General features: G+C 71.4%; 11 protein-coding genes. 1 reads left to right on the forward strand and 10 read right to left on the reverse strand.

Features of this window, described 5'->3' with window-relative positions; translation table 11 throughout:
- Positions 1-145: 145 nt before the first annotated feature.
- The 3 genes from QMK30_RS37490 to QMK30_RS37500 form a co-directional block, all read right to left on the reverse strand.
- A complete protein-coding gene (locus tag QMK30_RS37490; protein WP_283522811.1) occupies positions 146-1,354 on the reverse strand; it encodes a cytochrome P450 in 1,209 nt (402 codons plus the stop codon).
- A 390-nt stretch (positions 1,355-1,744) separates the two neighbouring features.
- Positions 1,745-2,404 (reverse strand): response regulator, encoded by a 660-nt coding sequence (locus QMK30_RS37495; protein WP_283522812.1) that lies wholly within the window; start codon positions 2,402-2,404, stop codon positions 1,745-1,747.
- Entirely contained in the window at positions 2,401-3,729 is a 1,329-nt protein-coding gene (locus tag QMK30_RS37500; RefSeq protein WP_502963308.1) for a sensor histidine kinase, read from the reverse strand. The genes QMK30_RS37495 and QMK30_RS37500 overlap by 4 nt, the downstream gene beginning before the upstream one ends.
- Positions 3,730-3,953: 224 nt before the next feature.
- Here QMK30_RS37500 and QMK30_RS37505 point away from each other — a divergent pair, with 224 nt between their 5' ends.
- A complete protein-coding gene (locus tag QMK30_RS37505) occupies positions 3,954-4,175 on the forward strand; it encodes a hypothetical protein (RefSeq protein WP_283522815.1) in 222 nt (73 codons plus the stop codon).
- 128 nt (positions 4,176-4,303) lie between these two features.
- On the opposite strand, the gene QMK30_RS37510 is transcribed toward QMK30_RS37505, so the two are convergent.
- The 7 genes from QMK30_RS37510 to pyrE all read right to left on the reverse strand — a co-directional run bounded on the left by QMK30_RS37510 (position 4,304) and on the right by pyrE (position 11,307).
- Positions 4,304-5,176 (reverse strand): alpha/beta hydrolase, encoded by an 873-nt coding sequence (locus QMK30_RS37510; RefSeq protein ID WP_283522816.1) that lies wholly within the window; start codon positions 5,174-5,176, stop codon positions 4,304-4,306.
- A 90-nt stretch (positions 5,177-5,266) separates the two neighbouring features.
- Positions 5,267-6,490 carry a kynureninase gene (kynU, locus tag QMK30_RS37515; RefSeq protein ID WP_283522817.1) on the reverse strand — a complete coding sequence of 408 codons (1,224 nt, stop codon included), beginning with the start codon at positions 6,488-6,490 and terminating at the stop codon, positions 5,267-5,269.
- Positions 6,483-7,325, reverse strand: a complete 843-nt coding sequence (locus QMK30_RS37520) for a tryptophan 2,3-dioxygenase family protein (protein WP_283522818.1) — start codon at positions 7,323-7,325, stop codon at positions 6,483-6,485. Before QMK30_RS37520 ends, kynU begins: the two co-directional genes overlap by 8 nt.
- A gap of 196 nt (positions 7,326-7,521) precedes the next feature.
- Entirely contained in the window at positions 7,522-7,935 is a 414-nt protein-coding gene (locus QMK30_RS37525; RefSeq protein WP_283522819.1) for a DUF3151 domain-containing protein, read from the reverse strand.
- Positions 7,936-7,946: 11 nt separating this feature from the next.
- Entirely contained in the window at positions 7,947-9,452 is a 1,506-nt protein-coding gene (locus QMK30_RS37530; protein ID WP_283522820.1) for an MFS transporter, read from the reverse strand.
- Between the two features lie 107 nt (positions 9,453-9,559).
- On the reverse strand, positions 9,560-10,591 hold the full coding sequence (fbaA, locus tag QMK30_RS37535) for a class II fructose-bisphosphate aldolase (protein WP_283522821.1): 1,032 nt from the start codon (positions 10,589-10,591) through the stop codon (positions 9,560-9,562).
- Positions 10,592-10,767: 176 nt separating this feature from the next.
- Complete coding sequence (pyrE, locus tag QMK30_RS37540) at positions 10,768-11,307, reverse strand: orotate phosphoribosyltransferase (protein ID WP_283522822.1); 540 nt, start codon at positions 11,305-11,307, stop codon at positions 10,768-10,770.
- Positions 11,308-11,442: the final 135 nt, after the last annotated feature.

Below are 11,442 nucleotides of genomic sequence, written 5' to 3' on the forward strand. Positions count from 1 at the left end.
GGGGGGGGGGGTGCTGGGGTTGTGGGGGGGGGGGGGGGGGGGGGGGGGGGGGGGGGGGCTGCGGCGCCGGGACATGATCAGCTGACGGCCCGGCCGGAGCGAGGCCGGGTGGCCGGTGGGGCACCCGGCCGGCCCCTGCGTCACTTCACAGCTCAACCAGCAGCTCCTTCAGGCCCCGGATCACGAAGTTCGGCTTGCGCTCCGGCTCCGCGGCCAGCCGCAGGCCGGGCGCCCTGCGCAGCAACTCGCCGAAGGAGGTGGCGAGTTCGAGACGGGCCAGCGGGGCACCCAGGCAGTAGTGGATGCCCGCCCCCAGGGTCACGTGCGGGTTGTCCTTTCGGCCCAGGTCGAGCCGGTCCGGGCGGTCGAACACCGCCGGGTCACGATTGGCCGAGCCGAACAGGAGCGCGACCTCGGAGCCGCGCGGGATCTCGATGCCGCCGACCTCGATGTCGTCGAGCACCCAGCGCTCGAAGAGCTGCAACGGGGTGTCGTAGCGCATCAGTTCCTCCACGGCCGTGGGCAAAAGACCCTCCGGGTCGGCCCGGAGCGCGGCCAGCTGACCGGGGTTGCTCAGCAGCGTCCACCAGCCGCCCGCGGTCGTGTTGACCGTCGCCTCGTGCCCCGCGTTCAGCAGCAGCACGCAGGTGGAGATCAGCTCCTGCTCACTGAGCCGCTCACCCCGGTCGTGCGCGGCGATCAGGGCCGAGATCAGGTCGGACCCCGGGTCCTTGCGCCGCTCGGCGATCAGCTCCCGCAAATACGCCGTGAATTCGACCGAGGCCCGGACCGCGCGCTCGGCCACCGCCGCGGGGGGATTCAGCTCGTACATCCCGCAGATGTCCGCCGACCAGGGCCGCAGCAGCGGGCGGTCGGCCGGTGGGATACCGAGCATCTCGGCGATGACGGCGACGGGCAGCGGCTCGGCGACCATGGCCAGCAGGTCGCCACCACCGGCCGCGCAGAGCTCGTCGACCAGCTTGGCGGCCAACCGGTGCACGGTGGGGGCGAGCTGCTCGACCGTCCGCGGAGTGAATGCCTTCGAGACCAGGCGCCGGATGCGGGGGTGGTCCGGGGGTTCCAGATCGAGCATGCCGTGGTCATTGAGGGTGTGGAAGGGCTCGTGCGCGGCGAGCGGCGGCGTACGCCCGAACTCCTCGTGCGTGAAGCGGTGCAGATACGTACGCCCGAGGCGCCGGTCGCGCAGCAGCGCGGACACATCGGCGTGCCGGGGGATCAGCCACTGCCGGGTCGGCGCGTTGTAGTGGGCGCGGCCCTCGGCCCGGAGCTGGGCGAAGGCGGGATACGGGTCCGCGACGAATGCGGGCGACGACGGGTCGAAGAGAGCGGCCATGCGGGGACGCTACGCGCTGGGCGGGAACGCGGGAAGGCCGTGGTGCGGGGGGTGGGGGCGGGTTGCGCCGGAGGCGGGGTGCCTGCGGCCCGGGCGGGTGCGGGTTGCGCCGGAGGCGGGGTGCCTGCGGCCCGGGCGGGTGCGGGTTGCGCGGCCGGATCCGGGTGCGGGTTGCCTGCGGCGCTGTTCCCCTACCCGCCCCTTCCCACAACCGGGGCAAGCCCCGGACCCCGGACGCCCCGCGGGCGTGTCCTCAATCGCCGGACAGGCTGAAAGTGTTCCGGAAGCTGCGCATCTTCAGCCCGTCCGGCGCCGCAAAATGTCACAGCGGGAAGGGCGCGGGTAGGGGACTTGCCCCGCGCAGCGGGCCCGGGCGTCCCGGGCCCGCCCTCAGGAGGGCGTCACCAGTCGCGCCTCGTACGCGAACACCGCCGCCTGCGTCCGGTCGCGCAGGCCCAGTTTCACCAGGACCCGGCTCACATGGGTCTTGATCGTGGACTCCGCCACCACCAGGTGCGAGGCGATCTCCGCGTTCGACAGGCCCTGCGCGATCAGCACCAGGACCTCCGTCTCGCGCTCCGTGAGCTCGCCGACCTGGGACAGCGCGGGCGGGCGCGGGGTCTCGGCGAGCTTGGAGAACTCCGAGATCAGCCGCTTGGTGACCGTCGGGGCGAGCAGCGCCTCACCGGCCGCCACCACCCGCACCCCCTCGGCCAGCTGCCGCGCCGACGCGTCCTTCAGCAGGAAGCCCGAGGCACCGGCCCGCAGCGCCTGGTAGACGTACTCGTCAAGGTCGAAGGTGGTCAGGACCAGCACCTTCGCGTCCGCGTCGGCCGCCACGATCTCCCGGGTCGCGTCGATGCCGTTCAGCTCCGGCATCCGGATGTCCATCAGAACGACGTCCGGGCGCAGGGCTGCGACCTGGGAGACGGCCTCGCGGCCGTTCACCGCCTCGCCGACGACCTCGATCTCCGGCATCGCGTTCAGCAGAACGGTGAAGCCCTCACGGACCATGATCTGATCGTCGACGATCAGCACACGAATGGTCACGCGACGGGCTCCTGCTCGGCGGGTGCTGCGGGGGCTACGGGGACGAAGGCGGCGACCTCGTAGCCACCCTCCTGGGTCGGCTCCGCGGTCATCTCCCCGTTCAGCATCGTCACACGCTCCCGCATCCCCGTGATGCCGTGCCCGGCCCCGGGCGACGGCTTGACCAGGCCACGGGCCTGCGTATTGACGATCCGCAGGCCCAGGCCCCCGAGTACGTACGCCACCTCGACCTTCGCGGACGCGCCCGGCGCGTGCCGCAGGGCGTTGCTCAGGGCCTCCTGGATGATGCGGTACGCCGACAGCTCGACGCCCTGCGGAAGCTCGCGCACCGCGCCCGTGACGGTCTTCTCGACGGTCAGCCCGGCCTCCCGCACGTTCTCGACGAGCCCGTCGAGCTCGGCGAGCGTCGGCTGCGGGGCATCCGGCGCCGCGTAGTCGTCGGCCCGTACGACGCCGAGCACCCGGCGCAGCTCGGTCAGCGCGGCCACCGCGTTCTCGCGGATCGTGGCGAAGGCCTTCTCCAGCTCCGGCGGCGGGTTCTCCACCCGGTAGGGGGCCGCTTCCGCCTGGATCGCCACCACCGACATGTGGTGGGCGACGACGTCGTGCAGCTCACGGGCGATGGTGGTGCGCTCTTCGAGGAGCGTGCGCTTGTCGCGCTCCACGGCGGTCACCGACTGCTGCGCGGTGACCTCCTGCTTGGCCTTGAGGCGGATCTGCAGCGCCGTCACCACGAGCAGCGCGAAGGCGGAGACCAGCATCATCCCGCTCACGTTCTCCGCGCCCCCGTAGGTGTCGGCGGACAGCAGGAACCCGAGGAGCCCCGTGAGGATCCACATCCACCCCGCCGTACGCGGCCGGGTCCGCACCGCCACCACGACCATGACCACCAGGTGGCCGAGGAAGGCGCTCTCGGTCCACGGCCCGGAGCTGTCGGCGCCCGACACCAGGCTGCTCGACAGCAGGGTTGCGACGATCGACAACCACCAGGCCAGGACCGGGCGGAACAGGGTCATCACGATGGGTACGGCCGCGATGAGGCCGACGACCAGCAGGGTGGTCCCCTGGATGAAGCTGCTCGTCCCTGTGGCGGCCGCCACCATCATGGTGAGCAGCGCGAAGCCCACCACCACCGCGTGCGGCGCCCAGGTCCCGTACTCGCGCACCCGGCCGGGAAACTTGCGGACGAGCGCGTTGTCCAGCGGGAGCCGTGGCAACGGGCGGTAGTCGAAGGGCTTGTGGAACAGGTCCTGGCGCAGGCCACCCAGCGCCCCTATCGCCAGGCGAAGCTCGGGGCTGCGGTTCTTTGTCTCGGTCACGTACAGCACGGTAGGCGCAAGGACTGCCGGGGTCGTCCGCCCCGGTGGGGAACTTCCCACGTCCGTCCCAGGTACTACAGGCCCCCCACCAGGGATCCCGTACGGCGTACGGGAGTGCTTGCCGACGTACGTCGGTGCTTGCGGGCGTACTTCGGCGCCGGAACGCGTTCGCGTGCTCCGCCGCCCACTCGCCGTACGTGCGGGCCGGGCGTCCGGTGACCTTCTCCACCGTGTCGAGCACGGTCCGGCCCTCGACCGGGGTGTCCCGGTACACGTCGAGCAGGAACTCGATCGTCTCGGCCGGGAGCCCCTCCTCCTGCCACTTCGCGAGTGCCCGCGCCTCGCTCAGCGCGGTCAGCCCGACGTCCTGGCCGCGCGCCGCGCCGATCGCCCGCAGCTTGTCGCGCACCGTCAGCAGCGCGGGCCCGCGGAGCAGCTCCGCGACCACCTGACGGCCGACGTTGCCTGTTGCTCCGGTGACGAGAAAAGTCATTTCGGGCTCCTTCTGCTCGGCCGGACAAGCCCACCGCAGGAACCCTTGCGGACAGTTTCTGTCCGCATCGGCACGAGAACCGCGCGCTCAGTACGCGAGCTGCTCGATCTCCTCCGCGACCACCGCACACGCGTCCGCCGACGGATCGATCAGCGGAAAGTGCCCGACGTCCTCAAGGAGCGTCAGCCCGACCGTCTCCCCCGCCTTCGCCGCCGCATCGGTATACGCCTCGGCGACGGCCTGCGGTACGACGATGTCGGTGCGGCCCTGCACGATGACGGTGGCGATACCGGTCGGCAGCAGCGCGGCCGGATCCGCGTACGGCCCGCGCTCGTCGAACCGCTCGCTGCCGCCGAGCAGTTGGTCGACCGCTCCCGTGCACACGTCCAGCTCCCGCGCGACCGTGAAGTCCGCGATCGGCGCGAGCGCCACCACCCCGCGCAGCGCGGGTGCGGCCGGCAGGCGCCAGGGCGAGCCGGCGGGCAGCTCGTGGCGGGCCGCGGCCCACAGCGCGAGGTGGCCGCCGGCCGAGTGGCCGGTGACGACGACGCGCCGCGAATCGGCCCCGGGGATCGCCTCCCGTACGAGACCGGGCATCAGATCCATCGCGGCGGCCACGTCGTCGAACGTCTCCGGCCAGCGTCCCGCGACCGGGTCCGCCCCGTCCTGCTGCGGCAGTCCGGTGCCGCGCCGGTATTCGACATTGGCGACGGCGAAGCCCCGGCGGGCCAGGAAATCCACGAACGGCGTCGTGTGCTGCCGGTCGTACCCGGCCCGCCAGGCGCCGCCGTGCAACACGACGACCAGCGGCGCGCCGGCCCGGCCGCTGCGTGGCGAGTAAAAATCGACCACTTGGTCGGGGTGCGCGCCGTACGCGACCGTCGTATCCGGTGCGACGACCGGGTGCGAGAGGGCCGACTCGGCCTCAGCAGCGTCCCGTTCGGCTGCGGGGTCCGGCATGCGGGGACCAACCCTTCGGTGCGTACGGCCAATTGATCTAGGTAGCGGACCGGACGTTATCAGCCGTCACACCGGTCCCCGAGCCAGCACCTACACCAATACTTCCGCCAGCACCCGCGCCGCACGCTCCGCGTCCGCGAAGCCCACGTACAACGGCGTGAATCCGAAACGCAGCACGTCGGGGCGGCGGAAGTCGCCGATCACGCCGCGTGCGATCAGCTCCCGCATCACCTCTGCCGCGTCCGTGCCCGCCGCGCACCGCAGCGAGACCTGGCTGCCACGCTCCGCGTGCGCGGCCGGGGTGACCGACGAGACCCGGTTCGCGGGCACGTACGTGTCCACGCATTCCAGGAAAAAATCCGTCAGCGCGAGTGACTTCTCCCGTACCGCTTCGATGGACACGCCGTCCCAGACGTCGAGCGCGGCCTCCAACGCGAGCATGGAAAGGATGTCGGGAGTGCCGACCCTGCCGCGTGCCGCGCCGTCCGCCGGGGCGTAGCCGGGGGTCATGCCGAAGGGGTCGGCGTGCGAGTTCCAGCCGGGCAGCGGGGAGTCGAACGCGGCCTGGTGGCGCTCGGCGACGTAGATATACGCGGGCGAACCCGGCCCGCCGTTCAAATACTTGTAGGTGCAGCCGACCGCGAGGTCGACGCCGTGCGCGTCGAGCCCGACCGGCAGCGCGCCCGCGCTGTGGCACAGGTCCCAGACGACCAGGGCCCCGGCCGCGTGCACGGCGGCGGTGAGTCCCGGCAGGTCGTGCAGCCGGCCCGTGCGGTAGTCGGCGTGGTTGACGAGGACGGCGGCGGTGCGCGGGCCGAGCGCGCCCGGCAGGTCCGCCGGGTCGACGGGGCGCAACCGCTTGCCGGTCATCCGGGCCGCCGACTCGGCGAGGTAGCCGTCGGTGGGGAAGGTCGACGCGTCGACGAGGATCTCGTCCCTGGCCGGGTCCGCGATCCGCGTCGCGCCCACCACCGCCTTGAAGACGTTGACGCTGGTGGAGTCGCCCACCACGACCTGCCCAGGACCGGCGCCGATGAGCGGCGCGATGCGGTCACCGATCCGCTCGGGCGCGGTCCACCAGCCGCTCTCGTCCCAGGAGCGGATGCGCAGCTCGCCCCACTCACGGGTGATGACGTCGGCTATTCGGCCGGGCACATGCCGGGGCAGCGCGCCCAGCGAGTTGCCGTCCAGGTAGGCGGTGGCGTCGTCGAGGGCGAACAGCTCGCGCCGCTTGGCGAGCTCGTCGGCGGCATCGAGCGACGCGGCCCTCGCACGGTGGTCCACCGGTGGGGAGTCGACCGTCGGCTCAGACATGGCTGCGCGCCGTCCACAGCTCGGGGAAGACGTTCTTACGGGCCCGCTTCTCCAGCCAGGCCACCCCGGCGGAACCGCCCGTGCCGACCTTGGAGCCCATGGCCCGCCGGGTCGCCACCAGGTGGTCGTTGCGCCAGCGCCACACCAGCTCGCCGACATCGGTCAACGCCTCGCCGAGACGGACCAGTTCACCGTTCTGGTCACCGCCGTACACCTGCGACCAGATCGCCTCGATCTCGGGCGAGGGCTCGTACTTCCGCGAAAGGTCGCGCTCCAGCACGGCGACCGGCACCGGCAGGCCGCGCCGGGCGAGGAACCGCAGGGCCTCGTCGTACAGGCCGGGCTCCTGCAGGGCCTTCTCCAGCTCGGCGTGCACCCGCGGCGCGCCCCGGTGCGGGACGAGCATCGACGCGGACTTGTCGCCGAGCAGGAACTCCATCCGCCGGTACATCGCGGACTGGAACCCCGAGCCCTCACCGAGCGCGCTGCGGTACGAGTTGAACTGCGTGGGGGTGAGGTGGGCAAGCGGGCGCCACGAGGCGTTCAGCGCCTCAAGTTCACGCATGGAGCGCTTCAGCGCCGCCATCGCGACCGGCAGATCGTCCTCGCGCAGCGCTCCGGCCGCGGTCTCCCACTCATGGACGATGACGGTGAACCACAGCTCCATCACCTGAGTGGTGACCAGGAAGACCATCTCTCCGGGATCGTCGGAGAGGGTGTGCTGGAGGTGGGTGAGAACGTCCGCCTGAACGTAGTCCTCGTACGGAGTCGTGCCCGCGAAATCCAGGTTCGGAGTGTCCGAACCGGCTTCGGGGGCATCGGGGGTGTGCGACATTCCTGTCTCCTCGACACGAACTTGCAGGTAGCGGTCCGCCCCGTCCGTATTGCTCCGGAGGGCCCCGGTCCCCTGCCGGAAGCATAAACCGAGGATTATCCGGCTGTCGGACCGGTGACCCACCCGCGGAACGGGAGGAGGCCCGTATCCGGGCGCGGGTCGCGCGGATACGGGCCTCCTGCCCGAAGACACGTGCTCAGCCGAGGGTGTCGGCCGCCTCCTGCGAGGAGTCCCGCAGGAAGGACGAGCAGCGCTCGTACTCCTCCTGCTCACCGATCGACTGCGCGGCGCGGGCCAGCGCGTGCAGCGCGCGCAGGAAACCACGGTTCGGCTCGTGCTCCCACGGCACGGGCCCGTGACCCTTCCAGCCGACGCGGCGCAGTCCGTCGAGGCCGCGGTGGTAGCCGGTGCGGGCGTACGCGTAGGACTCGACGACCCGCCCGTTCTCGTACGCCTCGTCGGCGAGCTGGGCCCAGGCGAGCGAGGAGTACGGGTACTTCGCGGCGACGTCGGACGGCGCGGCGCCATTCGCGAGCAGCTCGCGCGGCTCAGGATCGTCGGGCAGGTGGGCCGGGGGCGGTCCCCCGAGAAGGTCTTTGTGGATGGCCATGAGTTCCAGTGTCACAGGTCCCCGCGCAATGTGTGATCCGCGGGCCCGCCTTCCGCGTGCGGGGCCCTGTCGGGCTCCTCCAGGGGCGGCGCCGCCACCGCGCAGTTCACCCGGCTGCGCGGCACACACGCCCCCGGCCGCGGATTGCGCACCGTCAGCCACGCGATCAGCGCGCCCAGCACCAGCACCCCGGCGCACATCGGCATCGCCCGCCGGAACGTCGCGCCGAACTCCGCCACCGAGCGGTACGCGTCCGGGCCCATCCCGGCCAGCAGCGGCAGCGCCGCCACCGCGATCAGGCCCGCCGCGCGGGCCGCCGCGTTGTTGATCCCACTGGCCAGGCCCGCCCGGCCCGTGTCCACGGAGGCCAGCACGGTGGCGGTCAGCGGGGCCACCAGGGTGACCATGCCCGCGCCCATCACCACGATCGCGGGCAGCACGTCCGCGACGTACGAAGCGCCCTCCCCCACCCGCAGCATCAGCAGCATCCCGGTGGCGCACAGCAACGGGCCGACGGTGAGCGGCAGGCGCGGGCCGATGCGCTGCGCCAGTTCGCCCGAGCGCGCGGACAGGAACAGCATCAGCACGGTGGTGGGGAGCAGCGCCGTGCCGGCCTGGAGCGCGGAGTAGCCGACGACGACCTGGAGTTGCAACGCGGTGAGGAAGAAGAAGCCGCTGAACGCCGCGTACACGCACAGCGTGACCACGTTGATGGCGGTGAACTGCCGGGACGCGAAGAGCGCGAGCGGCATCATCGGATCGGTCCGCGTCTTCTCGACGTACAGGAACACCGCGCCAAGCACGACCCCGAGGACCGCCGAGCCGATCACGACGAAGGAGGCCCCGCCCGCCGGTGCCTCGATCAGCGCGTACGTCACGAAACCGAGCGCGACGGCCGCCAGCGCGGCGCCCAGCACGTCGAAGCGGCCGTGCGCCTTCGGATCACGCGACTCGGGTACGTGCTTGAGGGCGACCGGGACGCAGAGCGCGGCCAGCGGCACATTGATCAGGAACACCCAGCGCCAGCCGGGGCCGTCGACCAGCCACCCGCCGAGGAAGGGCCCGACGGCCGCCCCGACGCCGCCGAGCCCGGACCACACACCGACCGCTCGGGCCCGGTCGTCGGGGTGGAAGGAGGCCTGGATGAGCGCGAGGGAGCCCGGCGTGAGCAGCGCCCCGCCGACGCCTTGGAGCGCGCGGGCGGCGATCAGGATCTCGGCGTTCGGCGCGAGTCCGCACAGCAGCGAGGCCACCGCGAACCACACCACCCCGATCACGAAGATCTTCCGGCGCCCGAACCGGTCCCCGAGTGCCCCGCCGAGCAGGATCAGCCCCGCCAGGGTCAGCATGTACGCGTTGACGGTCCACTGGAGGACCGCCATGTCGGCGTCCAGATCCCGGCCGATGCGGGGCAGGGCGACATTGACGACGGTGGAGTCCAGCATCGCCATGCCGGAGCCGAGGACGGTCGTCAGCACCACCCAGCGCCCCGCGCGGGTACCCAGCCTGATGTCCATGACCAGGATCATCCTCGACCGGGACGCCCCGCGCAGGACAAAACGCACGCGGGGCCCGCCCCCTGCGAGAAGGGGCGGGCCCCGGGTGCGAACAGCTACAGCTGCCGCTACTTCAGCTTGGTGCCCGTGGAGCGCAGGTTCGCGCAGGCCTCGGTGACGCGCTTGGCCATCGACGCCTCGCCGAGCTTGCCCCACGTACGCGGGTCGTACGTCTTCTTCGAGCCGACCTCACCGTCGACCTTCAGGACACCGTCGTAGTTGCGGAACATGTGGTCCGCGACCGGGCGGGTGAAGGCGTACTGGGTGTCGGTGTCGAGGTTCATCTTCACGACGCCGTTCTCCAGCGCGGTGGCGATCTCCTCGGCGGTGGAGCCCGAACCGCCGTGGAAGACGAAGTCGAAGGGCTGACTGCCCGCGCTCTGGCCGTGCTTCGCGCTGACGCCCGCCTGGAGGTCCTTCAGCAGCTCGGGACGGAGTACGACGTTGCCCGGCTTGTAGACGCCGTGGACGTTGCCGAAGGACGCGGCCAGCAGGTAGCGGCCCTTCTCGCCCAGACCCAGCGCCTCGGCGGTGCGCAGCGCGTCGTCGACGGTGGTGTAGAGCTCGTCGTTGATCTCGTGCGTGACCCCGTCCTCCTCACCACCGGTCGGGGTGATCTCGACCTCAAGGATGATCTTCGCGGCGGCGGCCTTCGCGAGCAGCTCCTGGCCGATGGCGAGGTTGTCCGCGAGGGTCTCGGCGGAACCGTCCCACATGTGGGACTGGAAGAGCGGGTTGAGGCCCTTGGCCACGCGCTCGGCGGAGACCTCGATCAGCGGGCGGACGTAGGTGTCCAGCTTGTCCTTGGGGCAGTGGTCCGTGTGCAGCGCGATCGTGACCGGGTACTTCGCGGCGACGATGTGCGCGAACTCGGCCAGCGCGACGGCGCCGGTCACCATGTCCTTGGAGTACTGGCCGCCCAGGAACTCGGCGCCGCCGGTGGAGATCTGGATGATGCCGTCGCTCTCGGCGTCCGCGAATCCGCGCAGTGCCGCGTGCAAGGTCTGGGTCGAGGTCACGTTGATGGCCGGGTAGGCGAACTTGCCTGCCTTCGCCCGGTCGAGCATCTCGTTGTAGACCTCGGGGGTTGCGATGGGCATCTGTCCGCTCCTAATGATGTGCGGGTGTGCGTACTGGTCCCTGACCTGGGGGCGACGTCATCGTCGCCCCCATCTTTCCAGACTCTCGCCCGTCCTCCACCCCGCGTGCCCGGCGGGCATGCGGATGGGGTCGGTCGTTTCACGTGAAACGACCGACCCCATCCGAAAACCACAGGTCAGGCCAGGTCGAGGTCGGTCAGCTGGTATGCCGTGAGGTACGGCAGACCCGCGTCCGCGATGGCGCCCGCGGCGCCGCGGTCGACGATCGTCGCCACGGCGACGACCTCGCCGCCCGCCTCACGGACCGCCTCGACGGCCGTCAGCGGCGAGCCGCCGGTGGTCGAGGTGTCCTCGACCACCAGGCAGCGACGGCCCTTGACGTCCGCGCCCTCGATGCGGCGCTGCATGCCGTGCGCCTTCTGCGCCTTGCGTACGACGAAGGCGTCGAGGCGCGCGCCGCGTGCGGCACTGGCGTGCAGCATCGAGGTCGCGACCGGGTCGGCGCCCAGCGTCAGACCACCGACGCAGTCGAAGTCGAGGTCGGCCGCCAGGTCCAGCATCACCTGGCCGACCAGCGGCGCGGCCACGCCGTCCAGCGTGATCCGGCGCAGGTCGATGTAGTAGTCGGCCTCGATCCCCGAGGAGAGGGTCACCTTGCCGTGCACCACGGCCTTGTCCTTGATCTGCTGGAGCAGCTCAGCACGTACGTCAGTCATGGGCTTCAGCTTAGGGCTCGCAGAGATTCAACGTGTTGCTTCCGGCGATTTGGCTCGTTGACGTGGTATGGGAATACCTCATGAGATTCGGGATCGACTCGCCTTGAAGTTCGGGGTGTTGTTCCCGCACCTGGA

Source organism: Streptomyces sp. H27-C3 (genome assembly GCF_030063415.1).
Classification (GTDB): domain Bacteria; phylum Actinomycetota; class Actinomycetes; order Streptomycetales; family Streptomycetaceae; genus Streptomyces.